Genomic DNA, 17,910 nt, shown 5'->3' with positions numbered 1-17,910 from the left:
ACGTCTGTCCGACGTACGGGGCCGCCAGGAGATTCCCGCATCCCGGACGCGGCCGTCGCCGCCCACCCACCCGGAACGAAGAGTTCCAGCCATCCGTCACCTGAAAGGAACCGACACCCCATGGAGTGTCATCTGCCACAAATCGGGCCTGACTTGACCGGAAGTATCGGATAACTGGTGATCTCTGCAAGGAGGTCCGGCCGAAAACGTCCGGACATGCCTTCGGGGCGGCTCCGTGTCAGTAGTAGGCTCACGCCGTTTAAATGACGGAACACCGACCCCCGAAAAGCGGGTTGAGCTGGGGGAGGCTGGGGAGGCCATGCGCTTTCGCGGGAAATCCATCCGCCGGAAGATCGTGGCGTTGCTCCTGGTGCCGCTCGTCTCCCTGACCGCCCTCTGGGGCTTCGCGACGGTCATCACCGGCCGGCAGGCCGTGCAACTGCTCGACGTCGCCTACGTGATCGAGAAGGTCGGCTACCCCGTCGAGGACGTCGCGCGGGTCCTCCAGAAGGAGCGCCGGCAGAGCCTCGTCGTCATCGGCGACCCCCGCGCCTCCACCGCCACCACCGAACTCACCAAGAGCCGGGCGGCCACCGACGCGATGTTCCGCCGCCTCACCGAGAACGCCGCGGACCCCGAGGTGACCGACGAGCTCGCCCCCCGGTCCGCCGAGCGACTGCGCTCCGTCCTCGACGCCTTCCACGGCATCTCCGCGCTGCGCAACTCCGTCGACCGCAACGCCCTCGACCCGGGCCAGGCCCTGGAGCTGTACAGCCGGCTCGTCGACCCCTGCTACGCCTTCCTGATGAACCTCCACGCCCTGGAGGACGTGGAGATGGACAAGCAGGGCCGCGCCCTCGTCGGCGTCACCCGCGCCCGCGAGGCCCTCTCCCGCGAGGACGCCGTCATCGCCTCCGCCCTCGCGGCGGGCCGCGTCACCGCCGAGGACGTCCGCCGGGCGTCCGGGTTCGCCGCGAACCGCACCCTGCTGTACGAGGTCAACCTCGCGATCCTCCCGGGCGAGGACCGGGGCCTCTTCGAGCAGTACTGGCAGGGCCCCGAGACCAAGGCCCTGCGGGACGTGGAGGAACGGTTCATCGTCGGGGGCGCCGTCAAGCCCCCGCGCACCGTCACCGCCGCCCAGTGGGACGAGGCCTCCGGCAAGGTCCTCGACGACCTCGCCCGGATGGGCACGGCGGCGGGCGACCGCTACCAGAAGCGCGTCGAACCGGTGGCCATGGGCGTCCTGGTCCAGGCCGCCGTCGCGGGCGTCCTCGGGTTCATCGCTCTCACCGTCTCCCTCGTCCTGTCCGTCCGCATCGGCCGCGACCTGATCCGCGACCTGTCCCGGCTCCGCAAGGACGCACACGAGGCGTCCGGCGTCCGCCTGCCCGGCGTCATGCGCCGCCTCGCGGCAGGCGAGACCGTCGACGTGGAGACCGAGGCGCCCCGGCTGGAGTTCGAGAAGGACGAGGTCGGCCAGGTGGCCCTCGCCCTCAACTCGCTCCAGCGGGCCGCCGTCGAGGCCGCCGTCAAGCAGGCCGAACTACGCCGGGGCGTCTCCGAGGTGTTCGTCAACCTGGCCCGCCGCAACCAGGTCCTCCTGCACCGCCAACTGACCCTCCTCGACACCATGGAACGGCGCACCGAGGACACTGAGGAACTCGCCGACCTGTTCCGCCTCGACCACATGACCACCCGCATGCGCCGCCACGCGGAGGGCCTGGTGATCCTCTCCGGCGCCGCGCCCTCCCGCCAGTGGCGCAAGCCCGTGCAACTGATGGACGTCGTCCGGGCCGCCGTGGCCGAGGTCGAGGACTACGAGCGCATCGAGGTCCGCCGCCTGCCGCGCCTCGGCATCGAGGGCCCGGCCGTCGCCGACGCCACCCACCTCATCGCGGAACTCCTGGAGAACGCCACCGTGTTCTCGCCCCCGCACACCGCCGTCCAGGTCCACGGCGAGCGGGTGGCCAACGGCTTCACCCTGGAGATCCACGACCGCGGCCTCGGCATGAACCCCGAGGCCCTCCTCGACGCGAACCTCCGACTCGCCGAGACCCCCGAGTTCGAGCTCTCCGACACCGACCGGCTGGGCCTGTTCGTGGTCAGTCGGCTGGCCCGCCGCCACGGCGTGAAGGTCGTCCTCCAACCCAGCCCGTACGGGGGCACCACCGCGGTGGTGTTCCTCCCGGCCGAACTCCTCACCGAGGCCCCCGACACCAACGGCACCGGAATCCGCCTCAACGGCCTCGGGGGAGTGGGCGGCGGAAAGACCGCCAAGGGCGTCAAGGGCGGCGCCGTGGGCAAGGGCCCCCGCCGTCCGGCGCCCCTGGCCGTCGACCGGGCCGTGCCGCCCCACCCGCTGCCCGCCGGAGTGCTCAACGGCCCGGTGGAGCTGGAGGGCCCGCTCGGCGTCCTCGGACTGGAGGCCCTCGACGGCCCGGGCGCCGCCGACGACCTCGCCGCCGCCCGCCCGCCCATGGCCACCCTCGACGACGAGACCCCGCCCGGCGGCATCCCCCGCAGCGCCCTGCTCGGGCTGCGCTCGGCCGACCGGCCGCACGGCGACCGGCACCCGGAGCGCGGCTCCGCCTGGAAGGGCGACCGGATCGCGGACCGCGGCGCCGACCGGCACCGCGACCGCGGCGACGGCCCGCACCCCGAGCCCGACGGCGGCCGCAACCGCTCCCGGGGCGCCGGCGCGGACCGGACGGTGTCGGCGTCGACCGGCCCGGTCCGCATGGAGCGCGCCCGCCCCGACGCCGTGCGCCCCGACGGAACCGTCCCCCTGCCCCGGCGCCGCCCCACCCCGACCCTCGTCGCCGAGCACGGCCGCCGCGTGGAACCCCGGGCGGTGCGGGCGGATCCGGCCGTCGGAACCGCCGCCGGGCCTGAGGCCGGCCCGACGCGGACGGCCGCCGACCCCGGCGGCCTGCCCCGCCGGGTCCGCCAGGCCAACCTGGCGCCCCAGCTCAAGAACGGGCCCGGAGCCGCCGCGGAGGCCACCACCGACCAGGTGATCGACCGCGACGCGGAAGACGTCCGCACCCGCATGTCCGCCCTCCAACGGGGCTGGACCGCGGGCCGCAACCAGCACGCGCAGCAGCAGTCCGAGACCGGGGCAGGCACCCCCGCCGCCACCGGTCCCGCGCACGAGAACGAAGGGGACGGTCGATGACCGCACCGCAGACCGGGAACGACAGCAGGGGCCGCGGCCCGCTCAACTGGCTCCTCGACGAACTCGTCGACAAGGTCGCCAGCATCCGCAAGGCGGTCGTCCTCTCCGGGGACGGCCTGCCGACGGGCAGTTCCAAGGACCTCACCCGGGAGGACAGCGAGCACCTGGCCGCCGTCGCGTCCGGATTCCACAGCCTGGCCAAGGGGGTCGGCCGGCACTTCGACTCCGGTCGGGTCCGCCAGACCGTCGTCGAACTCGACGAGGCCTTCCTGTTCGTGATGGCCGCCGGCGACGGCAGCTGCCTGGCCGTCCTGGCCGACTCCGAATCCGACGTCGGTCAGGTCGCCTACGAGATGACCCTCATGGTGAAGCGCGTCGGCGACCACCTGGCGACCGCCCCGCGCACCGGACTGCCAGCCGGAGGGTGAGTCGGACCGGATGAGCGATTCAGGACAGGACCACCCCACCAACGCCCTGAGCACCCCGGGGAACCCCGACGCCCCGTCCGAGTCCGGCCACCCCCACTGGTTCGACGACGACGCGGGTCCCGTCGTACGTCCCTACGCCATGACCAGGGGTCGGACCAGCCACTCCGGCCGGCACCGGCTCGACCTGATCGCGCTCGTCATCGCCGAACCGGCGGCCGACGATCCGATCTGGGACCTGACCCTGGCCCCGGAACACGCCCACATCCTCGGGCTGTGCCGGGAACGCCCCCAGTCGGTCGCGGAACTCGCCGCGGACCTCGACCTCGCCATCGGCGTGGTCCGGGTCCTGATCGGGGACCTCGTCGACGAAGAACTGGTCCACGTGACCCGGCCGGTCCCACCGGCCGAACTCCCCGACGAATCCATACTGCGTGAGGTGATCAATGGCCTTCGGGCGCTCTAGCCGCACCGGCGCGATGCATGCCGTGTCGCCGGTCGAGCCGCTGACCCTGAAGATCCTGGTCGCGGGCGGTTTCGGGGTGGGCAAGACCACCCTGGTCGGCGCGGTGAGCGAAATCCGACCCCTGCGCACGGAGGAACGCCTCTCCGAACCGGGCGTCGGCATCGACGACACGCAAGGGGTGGAGGGCAAGAGCACCACCACCGTGGCCATGGACTTCGGCCGCATCACCCTGCGCGAGGACCTCGTGCTCTACCTCTTCGGCACGCCCGGACAGGACCGCTTCTGGTTCCTGTGGGACGAGCTGGCGCACGGCTCGCTCGGCGCCGTGGTCCTCGCCGACACCCGTCGGCTCGCCGACTGCTTCGCGGCGATCGACTACTTCGAGCGGCGCGGCATCCCCTTCGTCGTCGCGGTCAACTGCTTCGACGGCGCCGCCCGCCACCCGGTGGTCACCGTCCGCGACGCCCTCGACCTCGATCCGGGAGTACCGGTGTTGCTCTGCGACGCCCGTGACCGCGAGTCCGTCAAGGACGTCCTGGTCGGAGTCGTGGAACACGCCATGTCCCTCGCCCGGGAACGCCGACGCGGCCTGACGGCGCGAGCCTGACGGGGAAAATCGAGGAGAGGGGCGCCGCGCGCCCGACATGGAGGCGGCCCGTACCCCCGCCGACTGGGGTACGGACCGCAGCTCTCATGGGGGGATCAAAGGGGGTCCCGGTCGCGGCGCGGGACCGTGGGGAGAGTGTGAACCCGCCGTCCGGGGTCGTCAAGCGTTCGGACAACACACCCTGTTCACGGCCCGCCCCGCGTCTCACCGCACGGCCACGACCGCCGAACCGTGGCCGAACAAACCCTGGTTCGCGGTGATCCCGACGCGCGCCCCCGGCACCTGCCGCGCCCCGGCCGTCCCCCGCAACTGCCACGTCAGCTCGCACACCTGGGCGATGGCCTGGGCCGGCACCGCCTCCCCGAAGGACGCCAGGCCCCCGCTCGCGTTGACCGGGACCCGCCCGCCGAGGCCCGTCACCCCGTCCCTTAGGAGCTTCGCCCCCTCGCCCTCACCGCAGAGCCCGATGTCCTCGTACCACTGCAACTCCAGCGCGGTGGAGAGGTCGTACACCTCGGCGAGCGACAGGTCACCCGGGCCGATCCCCGCCTCCTCGTAGGCGGCCCGCGCGATCGACGCCCGGAAGGACTCCCCGGACGGCGACACGGCCACCGTGGAGTCGGTGGCGATGTCGGGCAGGTCCAGCACCGTCCGCGGATACGTGGGCGTCACCGTGGAGACGGCCCGGATCCGCACCGGCTCCGCGACCCCCCGCGCCCGGGCGAACGCCATGCTGCTCAACACCACGGCAGCGCCCCCGTCCGAGGTCGCGCAGATGTCGAGCAGCCGCAGCGGATCGGCCACCACCGCCGAGGCGGCCACCTCCTCGGCGGTCACCTCCTTGCGGTAGCGGGCGTTCGGGTTGAGCGCCCCCGCCGCCGCGTTCTTCACCTTGACCAGCGCGAAGTCCTCGCCGGTGTCGCCGTACAGGGCCATCCGCCGGCGGGCGTACAGCGCGAAGTACGCCGGGTTCGTGGCGCCCAACAGCCGGAACCGCAGCCAGTCCGGATCGTCCGGCCGCTCGCCGCCCGCCGGGGCGAAGAAACCCTTGGGGGCGGCATCGGCGCCCACCACGAGCACCACGTCGGCCAGCCCCGCGAGGATCTGCGCCCGGGCCGCCGCGATCGCCTGCGCCCCGGAGGCGCAGGCCGCGTACACGCTGGTCACCCGGGCGCCCTGCCAGCCGAGGGCCTGCGCGAACGTGGCGCCGGCGACGTAGCCCGGGTAGCCGGAGCGCACCGTGTCGGCGCCGACGATCGACTGGACGTCCGGCCATTCCAGGCCCGCGTCGGCGAGCGCCGCGACGGCCGCCGCCCGCCCGTACTCGACGAAGCCGCGGCCCCACTTGCCCCACGGGTGCATGCCGGCCCCGAGGACGGCGACGTCGGCGCTCACGCGACCCCTCCCACGGGCCTGAACCTCCAGGTCGTGCGGACGCCCTCGGCGTCCTCGTCCAGTACGCCGGCCACGACCTCCACCTCCGTACCGACCGCCAGATCGGCGACCCCCACGCCGGGCGCGGCCTGCCCCAGCACGACCATCCCCTCGGCCTCCAGTTCCACCGCCACCAGCGTGTACGGCTCCCAGGGCAGGTCGGGATCGGACACGTACGGCGCCGGTGGCCGGTAGCGTCCGTCGGTGCAGGACCAGACCCGGCCCCGGGGGGACAGCGGCACCTCGGCGAGTTCCCCGTCCCCGGCGCAGTGCGGATTGCGGCAGTACGCGTCCTCGCGCGGGAAGAACACGGCGGTACAGGCGGAACAGCGGGTGCCGAGCAGCCGGAAGCCGCCGTCCGGACCGTCCTCGGTGAACCACCCGTTCACGACGGGCGTGCGTGTGCGTTCCAAGGCCCCTCCCCGATAAAACTTCTGACGGATCGTCAGGAGTCTGTCACGGGCGGGCGTCCCTGGCACGGGTTCTCGGCGAGCCACTTCCGGGCGATCGCACCCAGCTCCGCGTCCCGCCCGGCCAGCATCATCCGGATCATCTGCGCGTCCCCGCGCAGCGACCACACGGGATGACCGAAGGTCGCCGGATTGTTCCCCTCGATCAAGAAGTGCGCCGGCCAGGCGGTCCCGTAGCCGATCAGGGGGAGCGCGGCGAGGTAGCGCCCGCGCCCCCGCGCCACCCCGTAGACGCTCAGCGCGAGTCCGGTGAGCGTGCCGGTGAGATGGACCCAGCGGGTGGCGGCGCGGGAATGCATCGCGACGTAGTACGGCCAGAATTCCTCGTACGAGCTGAAAGTCATGCGGGCACGGTACTCACGGGCGGACCTGGGCGACAGCGACAGGGAAATCGAAATACGTGTCCGGATGCGGCTCTGGCCGGTACGTGAAGTGCCACCACTCCTCCGGCAGGTTCACGAACCCCTGCGCCCCCAGCACCCGCCCCAACATCCCCCGGTTCTCCCGCGCGGTCCCCGAAACCCGGGGATCATCGGTGTGCGACAGGGAGTCGAAGAAGTCGAACGCGGTCCCCATGTCCAACTCCCGCCGCGCCGGCAGCCGCACCACCGTCACGTCGACCGTGCTCCCACGACTGTGACCCGACCGCGCGGCGATGTACCCCTCCGGGATCAACCGCGACTTGTCCACCTCGGGATGGAACTCGGCCTTCGCGGCCGGGTCCGTCGCCTCCCCGGCCCAGCGCACGAACCGGTCCACCGCACGCTGCGGCCGGTAGCAGTCGAACACCTTCAGCGAGTACCCCGACCGCAACAACTCCCGCTGCGCCCGCCGCAACGCCTCGGCGGCCGGCCGGGCGAGCAGACACACCGGCTCCTCGTACCCGTCCACCACCGCACCCGTGAAGTTCCGCGCACCGGCGTACCGGATGTCCTCCACGACGCTCGGATCGAGGTCCCGCAACGCCACGAACCCGGCCGACCGCGCCCCGGAACCCGACGCCCCGGCAGCGCCCACCGCACCCATCGCGTCCGCCGGCACCACGAGCACCGCCCGCGCCACCAGCACCGCCGCCACCACCCGCACCGCAGCAACCCACCGCATCCTCATGCCCCTTGGCATACCATCGCCGCATGCCGGCACACCTGAGGGACTCGCACTGCTCCACCTGCGGAGGCCCGTTCGACACGTCCGACTGGCCCCGCCGATGCGCAGCCTGCGGAACGACCGCCTACCGCAACCCGCTTCCGGTGGCCATCGTCCTCCTCCCCGTCGAGGACGAGTCCGGGACCGGTCTCGTCGTCATCACCCGCACCATCGAACCGGCCCTCGGCGGCATCGCCCTGCCCGGCGGGTTCGTGGACTTCGGCGAGGACTGGCGCGAGGCGGTCGCCCGCGAACTCCGTGAGGAGACCGGCATCGAAGCCCCCGCCTCCGATGTCGCGCTCGCCGACGTGATGAGCTCCCCGCACGGTCACCTGCTGATCTTCGGCCTCCTGCCGCCGCGCCCCGTCGCCGCCCTCCCACCGTCCGTACCGACCGACGAGACGACGGGCTGGCACGTCCTGCGCACCCCCTCGGAACTGGCGTTCCCCCTCCACACCCGCGCGGCCGCCGGCTGGTTCGCCGGCCGGTACACCTGAGCGGCCCCGACCCGCCCGAGCGGCAGAGCAGGACCCTGCCGTGCCCACCACCCGGGCCGTGAGCCCGCCGTCCCCTCCACCCCGGCAGCCCGCGGCACGGACCCCGACCCGCCTTTCGCCCGGGCTGCATGGGGCGGGGGAGTCGAGGTTCGCGCGGTCCCGGCCGCCCGGGGCGTGAATGCCGGCGCCTGGCCTTCCTCCTGTGTGAGCGGCCTTGCCGGGTCCGGTCCCTCCGGCCGCACGGGCGCATCCCTCTCGCCCGGGTCGCGCGGGGCGGGAGTCCGGCGCTCCCACCGCCCCGGGCGGGAACGGTCTGCGCCTTCCCGCCGCACGCGCACAGAGCGGGGGAGTCCGCCCGAGTCCGTCCGACCCCGCATGGGGCGGTCCACCGCAGCCCCCGGGCCATTGCGGTCCGTACCCCCGACCGCGCAGCCCGGCCCGCCTGCCCGACCCGTACCGCCTGGCCGACCCGTACCGCCTGCCCGACCCGTACCGCCTGCCCGATCCGGCCGCCTGCCCGACGACCCGTACCGCTCGATCCGAACGGGACCGCCTAGAAACGCAGTTCCGTCAGCGCCCCCGCCAGCGCCACCACCCCGACCACCGTCCCGGCCGCCACCGCACCGCCGCGCCACAGCGCGCCCGTCGCCACCGGCCGGGACCGCAGGAAGGCCCCCACGAGCAGCGGCAGCACGGCCGCCGCCGCCGTCCACGCCCACACCGCACCGAACCCCGGCCCAGCTCCGGCCCCGCCCGCCCAGGACCCCAGGCCCCACCACACCGGCACGGCCACCGCGGCCGACGCCGGAGCGAGCAGCACGCCGACCACGACCGGCTCCGGCCCGCCACCGCGCCCGGCGCCCCACCGCCCCAGCGCCGCCACCGGCCGCACCAGCAGCAGCCCGTGCAGGAACCCGGCCCCGCCCGCAGCCGCCGCCTCCACGGCCGGCTGCACCAGGGACCCGCCCACGGGGTCCCGGAGCACCAACAACAGGGCCCACACCGTCACCCCCTGCCAAGCACCGACGGCCTCGGCACCCGCAGCCGCGTTCCGCCCCGGCCACCGCGCCCCCGGCCACCCCGCCCGCCGCCACCGTCGACCCACCGGTCCCACCAACCTCACCGGGCTCGTCCAGACCATCACCGGCCTCCTTCCCGCCCCTGCCCCGTCCCCGGTCCGCCCCCCGTTCGAACCACCGCGGCCCGTCCCGCCGACGTCACGCCACAGCGCGGCCACGGTCCCGAACCCCGCACCCCCCTCCCACCTCACAGACCGCGCACCGTCACGTTCCGCACGAGCCCGCCCGTCTCGTCCTCCACCACCACCGACTCCCCGGCCCACCGCACCGCGTACCGCTCCACCGTGCCCGCCCCGAACCCCGGTCCCGCGTCCCGGACCACCACCCCGCCCCCCGTGCGCCCCCGCGCCGGAGCCCACGCCTCCCACACCACCGACCCGTCCGCACCCCGCACCGGCAGCACCGACCCCGCCCGCGCCAGCACCGGAACCCGGCCCGGCGGAGCGTCCAGCAGCACCTGCCCCGGTCCCTCGTACGCCGCCCCCGTCACCGTGTCGTACCAGCGACCCCGCGGCAGCCGGACCGCCCGCCGGTCCGCCCCGCACTCCAGCACCGGCGCCACCAACAACGCGTCCCCCAGCAGGAACGCGTCCTCGCAGTCGCGCAGCACCCGGTCCTCCGGGTTCCCCCACCACAGTGGCCGCACGTACGGAGCTCCCGTCCGGCGCGCCAGGTGCGCCAGCGTCACGAAGTACGGACGCAGCCGCTCCCGCTCCGCCAGCACCTCCGCGGCCGCCTCCGCCACCTCCGGCCCGAACTCCCACGGCTCCCGCCGCCCCGCCCAGAGCGCCGAATGGGTACGGAACAGCGGCAGGTACGCCCCCAGCTGGAACCACCGCAGGTACAGCTCCGGCGACGGCGACCCCCCGAAGCCCCCGACATCGGGGCCCGAGTACGGCACCCCGCACAGCCCGAGCCCCAACACCAGCGCCAGCGACGCCCGCAGCCCCTCCCAACTGCTCTCCACGTCCCCGGACCACGAGCCCCCGTACCGTTGCATGCCCGCCCAACCCGACCGCGAGAACAGGAACGGCCGCTCGTCCGGCCGCAGCCGCACCAACCCCTCCCACCCGGCCCGCGCCATCCCCAGCGCGTACACGTTGTGCCCGGACCGGTGGTCCCCGCCCGCCCCGTCCATCGCGTGCCGGGCCGACCTCGGTAGCGTCGCGTCCCCCCACGGCGCGAAGGAGACCGGCTCGTTCATGTCGTGCCAGAAACCGGAGAAGCCCTGGGCGAGCCGCTCCTCGTACAGCCCGCCCCACCACCGACGCACCTCGGGATCCGTGAAGTCCGGGTAGGCGCACTCACCCGGCCACACCTCGCCCCGAACCTCCTCGCCCCGCGCGTCCCGCACGAACGCCCCCCGCGCCCCCACCGCGAGCCCCGACGCGTGCACCGCGTCGCCCGCCTTCACCGCCGGATCCACGATCGACACCAGCCGCACCCCCTGCCCCGCCAACTCCCGGGCCAGGCCCGGCAGATCGGGGAACGCCTCCCGGTCCACCGTGAACACCCGGTGCGCGTCGTAGTGGTCGATGTCCAGGTGCACCGCCGACAGCGCCAACCCGCGCTCCCGGTACCCCGCCACCACCCGCCGCACCTCGGCCGCGCTCCCGAACCCCCACCGCGCGTGCTGGTACCCCAGCGCCCACTCCGGCGGCACCGCCGCCGCGCCCGTGAGCCCCGACCAGCCCTGGAGCACCCGCGCCGGGGTTCCCGTCAGCACCCAGCACCGGGCCGGGCCGCCCTCCAGCCGCAGCTCGCTCGTCCCGGGCCGGTCCACACCGGAACCCGCCCCTTCCTCGCCCTCCCGCAACACCATCCGCCCGTCCCACGAGTTGTCGTAGAACGCCAGGTGCGTGCCCACGTCCGCGACCACCACCTGGACCGGCATCGTGACGTACAGCGGATCGTCCCCCGGCCCGAAGCCGCCCCGCGGGTCCGTGTTCCACAACCGGTACGACCCGTCGCGCAGCCGGGGCCCCGACGCCCGCCCGCCCAGCCCGAAGAACCGGGCGTCCGCCGGCACCTCCGACCGCTGGAGCCGACGCGGCCCCTCCGCCCCACCGCCCCCGCGCCCGCCCGCGTCTCCCGCCTCCTCCGCGCCCGCCCCATCGCCCTCGCGCCCGCCCGGGTCGACCTCCGCAGGCCCGCCCGGGTGGTCCTCCTCGCGCCCGCCCGGCCCCACCGGGTCCCACCAGCGGGGCGGCAACTCCCGCCGCAGCACCGCCCCGCCCGGGGTCCGCACCTCCAGCGCCCCGTGCCGGGACACCGCCACCGTCACCCGCTCCGACACCACCCGCCAACCGCCCCCGGTGTCCGGCTCCAGCACCGCCCGGGGATCGGGATCCGGCCCACCGCCCACCACCGCGTACGACGGCCCCGGCTCCGCCCCGTCCCAGCCCCAGAACACCGCCCCGCCCACGGTCACCCGTACCAGCAGCTCGGACCGCGCGAACCGCAGCACTCCCCCGCCCGGCAGCGCCCGCGTCCCCACCAGCAGCCCCGGCACCCGCGCCCGCTCCGCGCCCCGCCGCGGCAGGGCCACCGCGTCGGCCCGACGGTGGCGCAGGGCCGCGCGCCAGGCGCGCCGCCCGCGCGCCGTACCGATCTCTTTCACCGCACGCACCAGATCACTACCGTCCATGCGGATCACCCTGCCACCGGCCCCGGGCCGCGCGGGCGGCGTTCAGCTGCCGTTCACCCGCGGCGGGGATCGACCCCGACCGCACAGGACAGCTCTGGTGCGTATGTCGATCACATGGCATCGTCCCTGTGAGCCGTCGCGCGAACACCCACGCCGCGGTGGCACCGTACGCACACGAAGCGCGAGCCACAGACTTGACCGGGAGCCGACCCATGACCTCAGCCACCCAGCCGGAACCCCTCTGGTCCCCGGCCCCCGACAGGATCGCGACGGCCAGGATCACCGCCTTCCAGGCCTGGGCGGCCGAACGGTTCGACGCCCCCGCCGACGGCGGCTACCCGGCCCTGCACCGCTGGTCCGTCGACGAGCTCGACGTCTTCTGGCAGGCCGTCGCCGAATGGTTCGAGGTACGGTTCACCACCCCCTACGAGCAGGTCCTCGCCGACCGCTCCATGCCGGGCGCGCGTTGGTTCACGGGATCCACGCTCAACTACGCCGAGCACGCCCTGCGCGCCGCCGAGGACCCCGCCCGCGCCGCGGACCCGGCCCTGCTCTCCGTGGACGAGACCCACGAGGCCACCCCCCTGACCTGGGCCGAGCTCCGCCGGCAGGTCGGATCCCTCGCCGCCGAACTGCGCGCCCTCGGCGTTCGCCCCGGCGACCGCGTCAGCGGCTACCTCCCCAACATCCCGGAGGCGGTCGTCGCCTTCCTCGCCACCGCCGCGGTCGGCGGGGTCTGGACCTCCTGCGCCCCCGACTTCGGCGCCCGCAGCGTCCTCGACCGCTTCCAGCAGGTCGAACCCGTCGTGCTCTTCACCGTCGACGGCTACCGCTACGGCGGCAAGCAGCACGACCGCCGCGACACCGTCGCCGAGCTGCGCGCCGAACTCCCCTCCCTGCGCGCCGTCGTCCACATCCCCCTCCTCGGCACGCCGGCCCCCGACTCCACCCTCGCCTGGGACGACCTCACCTCGGGCGACGCCGAACCCGTCTTCGAGCCGGTCCCCTTCGACCACCCGTTGTGGATCCTCTACTCCTCCGGCACGACCGGTGCCCCCAAGGCCATCGTCCAGTCCCAGGGCGGGATCCTCCTCGAACACCTCAAGCAGCTGGGCCTGCACTGCGACCTGGGCCCCGAGGACCGCTTCTTCTGGTACACCTCCACCGGCTGGATGATGTGGAACTTCCTCGTCTCCGGCCTGCTCACGGGAACCACCGTCGTCCTCTACGACGGCAGCCCCGGCTTCCCCGACACCGGCGCCCAGTGGCGGATCGCCGAACGCACCCGGGCCACCCTGTACGGCACCTCCGCCGCCTACGTCATGGCCTGCAAGAAGGCCGAGGTGCACCCCGCCCGGGACTTCGACCTCTCCGCCGTCAAGTGCGTCGCCACCACCGGCTCGCCGCTGCCGCCCGACGGGTTCCGCTGGCTCCACGACGAGGTGGCCGAGGACCTGTGGATCGCCTCCGTCAGCGGCGGCACCGACGTCTGCAGCTGCTTCGCCGGCGCCGTCCCCACCCTGCCCGTCCACATCGGCGAACTCCAGGCCGCCTGCCTGGGCACCGACCTCCAGGCCTGGGACCCCTCCGGGAAGCCCGTCACCGGCGAGGTCGGCGAACTCGTCGTCGCGGGACCCATGCCCTCCATGCCGATCCACTTCTGGAACGACCCCGACGGCAGCCGCTACCGCGACAGCTACTTCGAGATGTTCCCGGGAGTCTGGCGCCACGGGGACTGGATCACCCTCACCGACCACGGATCCGTCGTCATCCACGGCCGCTCCGACTCCACCCTGAACCGGCAGGGCGTCCGCATGGGCTCCGCTGACATCTACGAAGCCGTCGAACGCCTCCCCGAGATTAAGGAATCCCTGGTCATCGGCCTGGAAGAGCCGAACGGCGGCTACTGGATGCCGCTCTTCGTCCACCTCGCGCCCGGAGCCACCCTCGACGAGGCCCTGCGCAAGCGGATCGCGACCACCATCCGCGAGCAACTCTCCCCGCGCCACGTGCCCGACGAGATCATCGAGGTCCCCGCCGTCCCCCACACCCTCACCGGCAAGCGCATCGAGGTCCCCGTCAAGCGCCTCCTCCAGGGCACCCCCCTGGCCAAGGCCGTCAACCCGGGCTCCGTCGACCGCCCCGAGCTCCTGGCGTTCTACGAGGACCTGGCCCGCACCCGCGGCTGACCGGGCCCGTTGTCAGTGCCCGCGATTACGCTGAGTGAGCATTCGTCACGCCACTCAGGGGGAAACCATGTCGGGCACGCACCACACCGGACCATCGGACACCGCACCGGACACCGGGCGGAGCACCCCACCGGGTGCTCCGCCCCGCGAACGGACCTCCCACCGCCGCAGCCTGCGCCGCGAGGTCCCCAGTACCGTCGGCCTCCTCGCCGACGCCGGGGACTTCGCGACCATGCGGCACTACCGCAGCTTCGCCTTCGACCACCACGACGACTACGGCGAATACCTCCGACAGGTCGACGCACTCCTGAAGTCCCTCGCGGCCCAGGGCATCCACACCACCGTCGCCCTCTTCGACCCAGAGGAGTACGCCGACTACTGCGCCGAGCACGAACTCGACCCCGACACCGCCCGGACCCGTACCCGCTTCACCGCCGAACTCGCCGGCGGCGGACCGGCCCTGCCGTACACCGGCCAACCCATCGAGGAACTCGTACCCCTCCTCGTGGACGAAGCCGTCCGACAGGCCACCTGGGAGTGCGCCACCATGCTGCTCACCGGCGTCGGCACCTGCGCGGACTGCGGCCAGGACATCGGGCAGGCCTCCTTCGAACGGGCCGCAGCCATCCTCGACCGTCTCCTCACCGGCGCCGGACCGGGCCACCACCACCTCGTCTGCAGCGTCCCCACCGAGCAGGAACACCTCGTGGTGGTACTGCACGCGGAGATCACCGGCGACCCTCCGGGCCCGGCCCGGACACAGGCCCGCGACAGCCTGGACTTCGTGACCGTCCTGGCCGCCGGACTGGCCCTCGGCGGGGCCGGGGGTCTCGTGCTCCGCAGCACCACGGAAGGCTTCCGCGACCGGGTCCACGGCTGGCGCCTCGACCGGGGCCGCCTCGTCGCCCTCACGGCCGCCGCCGTCTTCGACGCCTACTGCACGGACGCCGACACGGGCGAGCCCGTCGCCCCCGAACCGGGCGTCGAACACTGCCCGGGCTACGAGGCCGACGTCCCGGGCCCCCACCACTGAACGGCCGAGGGGCCCTCGCCACCGGCGAAGGCCCCTCGACTCCGTTCCAACCGTCCGGCTACTCCCCGGACAGCACCGCCTGGGCGGCCACACGGGCCTCCTCGGCACTGTCCGCGGCCCGCGCGGCGGCCGCGGCACGCTCGCACTGCGCGAGCGAGTACTTGGCCAGCGTCGCCCGCACGTACGGAATCGACGCGGCGCCCATCGACAGGGAGGTGACACCCAGACCGGTCAGCACACAGGCCAGCAGCGGGTCGGCGGCGGCCTCGCCACAGACACCACAGCTCTTGCCCTCGGCCTTCGCGGCGTCCGCGGACATCGCGATCAGGTCGAGCAGCGCCGGCTGCCACGGGTCCTGCAACCGGGAGACGGCGCCGACCTGACGGTCGGCGGCGAAGGCGTACTGCGCGAGGTCGTTCGTGCCCAGCGACAGGAACTCGACCTCCTGCAGGATCGAACGCGCCCGGAGCGCGGCGGAGGGGATCTCCACCATCGCGCCGAACTTCGCCCGCAGACCGGCCTCGCGGCACGCGTCCGCGAACGCCTTGGCGTCGGTCCGGTCGGCCACCATCGGTGCCATGACCTCAAGGTAGACCGGCAGCCCCTCGGAGGCCTTGGCCAGCGCGGTGAGCTGCGTGCGCAGCACGTCCGGGTGGTCGAGCAGCGCCCGCAGCCCTCGGACGCCGAGCGCCGGGTTCGGCTCGTCGGCCGGGGTCAGGAAGTCCAGCGGCTTGTCGGCGCCGGCGTCCAGGACGCGCACGACGACCCGGCCCTCGGGGAAGGCTTCGAGCACCTTGCGGTAGGACTCGATCTGCTTCTCCTCGGACGGCGCCTTCTTGCTGTCGTCCAGGAACAGGAACTCGGTGCGGAACAGACCCACACCCTCGGCCCCGGCTTCGACGGCCGCCGGGACGTCGCCCGGACCGCCGACGTTGGCGAGCAGCGGCACCTTGTGACCGTCGGAGGTCGCGCCCGGACCGGACGAGGCGGCGAGAGCCGCCTTGCGCTCGGCGGCCGAGGCCTCCAGCTCGGCCCGCTTCTCGGCGGTCGGGTCCACGAACAGGTCACCCGTGCTGCCGTCCACGGCGATCAGGGTGCCCTCGGCGATCTCACCGGCACCCGGCAGCGCCACGATGGCCGGCACGCCGAGCGCCCGCGCGAGGATCGCGCTGTGGCTGGTCGGTCCGCCCTCCTCGGTCACGAAGCCGAGGACCAGCGCCGGGTCGAGCAGCGCGGTGTCCGCAGGCGCCAGGTCCCGGGCGATCAGCACGTAGGGCTCGTCGCTGTCCGGAACACCCGGCATCGGCACGCCCAGCAGGCGGGCGACGATCCGGTTGCGCACGTCGTCCAGGTCGGCGACCCGGCCCGCCATGTACTCGCCGGCCCCGGCCAGCAGGACGCGATAGGCGGCGAACGCGTCGTAGACGCCGCGCTCGGCGGTGCTGCCGACGGCGATCCGCCGGTCCACGTCCGCCATCAGCTCGGGGTCCGTGGCGATCATCGCCTGGGCCTCAAGCACGTGCTGGGCCTCGCCACCGGCCAGCTGACCGCGTGCGATCAGGTCCGCCGAAACAGCCTCCACGGCCTGACGGGCGCGCCCCTGTTCGCGCTCCGCCTCGTCCGCGGTGATCTGCCTGGCCGGCGGTTCGAGGACCGCCGTGCCCATGTGCCGGACCTCGCCGATCGCCACACCGTGGCTCACGCCGACGCCTCGCAGCGTTGTCTCCATTTCACCGTCTCCGATTGAGCGGCGGCCCCAGCCGCCGCGATGGATGTCCGACCCGCCGTGCAGGGGACGCTTACCGCCAGCTGAAGAGAGCGTCGTCGGCCTTCACGTCGCCGGACTCGACGACGTCGGAGAGGGAGTCGGCGGTCGCCTCAAGAGCCACGACGGGACAGATCGGCGACTTGCCGGCCTGCTCGACGGCGGCCGGGTTCCAACGGATGACGCCCTGGCCGCGCGTCACGGTGTCGCCCTTGTTCACGAGCAGCTCGAAGCCCTCGCCGTTGAGCTGGACGGTGTCGATGCCGAGGTGCGTGAGCACACCGTGGCCCTCACCGTCGACGACCACGTACGCGTGCGGGTGCAGGGAGACGACCACACCGTCTACCGGGGACACCGCCTCCGAGGGCTCGCGCACGGGATCAATGGCCGTGCCCGGTCCCACCATCGCGCCGGAGAACACCGGATCGGGCACTGCCGCGAGTCCGATGGCGGTCCCGGCAAGTGGGGACGTCACGCTGGTCATGGGGGCCTCCCAGGGGTGGGGCTTCATCGTGTCGCCGTCACTACCTGTCGCGAACGGCATACTCTTCAGAAGGATATGTCAAGGGCTGTACCGGTTCGCCCGATGTTGGTCCTGACTCGGACGGACCTTTGGCACGGAGACTAGTGGACTAGACCGGTGGACTAGACCATACGCGTGAAACGATTTGCCTGCGCCCTGGCCGGCCCTGTACTGTCGTGACTCCCGCCGGGACGTGCCGCGTGAACATTTCGCGAACATCCAATGGACGGGATTCCCCTCAAGCAGCAAAGATCCAGAACTCCCTGTTCTTTCGTGTGCCCATTCGGCACGACGGAGAGTGGTCGGAGAGAAGGAAAAGCGCTGATAGAGTCGGAACCGCCGGAAAGGGAAAGCGCGAAAGCGCAGGACCTGGAAAGCGCCGAGGAAATCGGGCCCGAGAGAGTCTGATAGAGTCGGAAACGCAAGAACAGAGCAGGACAACAGAACGAAA

15 protein-coding genes are annotated in these 17,910 nt (G+C 73.4%); 7 read left to right on the top strand and 8 right to left on the bottom strand.

Annotated elements, in window-relative coordinates; translation table 11 throughout:
• Positions 1–319 precede the first annotated feature (319 nt).
• From ACZ58N_RS37830 to ACZ58N_RS37815, 4 genes are read left to right on the top strand one after another with little or no spacing between them, the layout of a single operon-like run.
• Positions 320–3,178, top strand: a complete 2,859-nt coding sequence (locus ACZ58N_RS37830) for a sensor histidine kinase (protein WP_471169857.1) — start codon at positions 320–322, stop codon at positions 3,176–3,178.
• Positions 3,175–3,606, top strand: coding sequence for a roadblock/LC7 domain-containing protein (locus ACZ58N_RS37825; protein ID WP_281210485.1), 432 nt, complete (start codon positions 3,175–3,177; stop codon positions 3,604–3,606). The genes ACZ58N_RS37830 and ACZ58N_RS37825 overlap by 4 nt, the downstream gene beginning before the upstream one ends.
• Before the next feature lie 10 nt (positions 3,607–3,616).
• Entirely contained in the window at positions 3,617–4,069 is a 453-nt protein-coding gene (locus ACZ58N_RS37820) for a DUF742 domain-containing protein (RefSeq protein WP_471169855.1), read from the top strand.
• A complete protein-coding gene (locus ACZ58N_RS37815) occupies positions 4,050–4,676 on the top strand; it encodes a GTP-binding protein (RefSeq protein WP_389707741.1) in 627 nt (208 codons plus the stop codon). Before ACZ58N_RS37820 ends, ACZ58N_RS37815 begins: the two co-directional genes overlap by 20 nt.
• 204 nt (positions 4,677–4,880) lie before the next feature.
• On the opposite strand, the gene ACZ58N_RS37810 is transcribed toward ACZ58N_RS37815, so the two are convergent.
• Genes ACZ58N_RS37810 through ACZ58N_RS37795 form a run of 4 tightly spaced genes read right to left on the bottom strand, consistent with a single transcriptional unit; the run spans position 4,881 to position 7,684 of the window.
• The gene (locus ACZ58N_RS37810; protein WP_471169852.1) at positions 4,881–6,071 is read right to left on the bottom strand and encodes a lipid-transfer protein; all 1,191 of its coding nucleotides are present in this window, start codon (positions 6,069–6,071) and stop codon (positions 4,881–4,883) included.
• Complete coding sequence (locus tag ACZ58N_RS37805; RefSeq protein WP_471169849.1) at positions 6,068–6,523, bottom strand: Zn-ribbon domain-containing OB-fold protein; 456 nt, start codon at positions 6,521–6,523, stop codon at positions 6,068–6,070. The genes ACZ58N_RS37810 and ACZ58N_RS37805 overlap by 4 nt, the downstream gene beginning before the upstream one ends.
• A 32-nt stretch (positions 6,524–6,555) precedes the next feature.
• A complete protein-coding gene (locus tag ACZ58N_RS37800; RefSeq protein WP_471169846.1) occupies positions 6,556–6,924 on the bottom strand; it encodes an Mpo1-like protein in 369 nt (122 codons plus the stop codon).
• A 13-nt stretch (positions 6,925–6,937) separates the two neighbouring features.
• Complete coding sequence (locus tag ACZ58N_RS37795; protein ID WP_471169844.1) at positions 6,938–7,684, bottom strand: M15 family metallopeptidase; 747 nt, start codon at positions 7,682–7,684, stop codon at positions 6,938–6,940.
• A 29-nt stretch (positions 7,685–7,713) separates the two neighbouring features.
• On the opposite strand from ACZ58N_RS37795, the gene ACZ58N_RS37790 reads away from it, so the two are divergent.
• Positions 7,714–8,223 carry an NUDIX domain-containing protein gene (locus ACZ58N_RS37790; protein WP_471169841.1) on the top strand — a complete coding sequence of 170 codons (510 nt, stop codon included), beginning with the start codon at positions 7,714–7,716 and terminating at the stop codon, positions 8,221–8,223.
• A 553-nt stretch (positions 8,224–8,776) separates the two neighbouring features.
• Here the strand turns inward: ACZ58N_RS37790 and ACZ58N_RS37785 are convergent.
• Entirely contained in the window at positions 8,777–9,364 is a 588-nt protein-coding gene (locus ACZ58N_RS37785; RefSeq protein ID WP_471169839.1) for a hypothetical protein, read from the bottom strand.
• A 125-nt stretch (positions 9,365–9,489) separates the two neighbouring features.
• A complete protein-coding gene (locus ACZ58N_RS37780; protein WP_471169836.1) occupies positions 9,490–11,949 on the bottom strand; it encodes a glycoside hydrolase family 31 protein in 2,460 nt (819 codons plus the stop codon).
• A gap of 212 nt (positions 11,950–12,161) precedes the next feature.
• Between ACZ58N_RS37780 and ACZ58N_RS37775 the strand changes: the two genes are divergently transcribed.
• Complete coding sequence (locus ACZ58N_RS37775) at positions 12,162–14,138, top strand: acetoacetate--CoA ligase (RefSeq protein ID WP_471169833.1); 1,977 nt, start codon at positions 12,162–12,164, stop codon at positions 14,136–14,138.
• Positions 14,139–14,205: 67 nt separating this feature from the next.
• Positions 14,206–15,171: a hypothetical protein gene (locus ACZ58N_RS37770; RefSeq protein WP_471169831.1), complete on the top strand. Its 966-nt coding sequence runs from the start codon at positions 14,206–14,208 to the stop codon at positions 15,169–15,171.
• Between the two features lie 58 nt (positions 15,172–15,229).
• Here the strand turns inward: ACZ58N_RS37770 and ptsP are convergent, their stop codons facing one another.
• Both ptsP and ACZ58N_RS37760 read right to left on the bottom strand, forming a co-directional pair.
• Positions 15,230–16,900, bottom strand: a complete 1,671-nt coding sequence (gene ptsP, locus ACZ58N_RS37765; RefSeq protein ID WP_471169828.1) for a phosphoenolpyruvate--protein phosphotransferase — start codon at positions 16,898–16,900, stop codon at positions 15,230–15,232.
• A gap of 70 nt (positions 16,901–16,970) precedes the next feature.
• A complete protein-coding gene (locus ACZ58N_RS37760; protein WP_281211107.1) occupies positions 16,971–17,420 on the bottom strand; it encodes a PTS sugar transporter subunit IIA in 450 nt (149 codons plus the stop codon).
• Positions 17,421–17,910: the final 490 nt, after the last annotated feature.

This window comes from Streptomyces sp. NPDC040432, assembly GCF_055595445.1.
The sequence above is the reverse complement of the archived record's forward strand: the minus strand, read 5'-3'. Positions and strand labels throughout refer to the sequence as shown.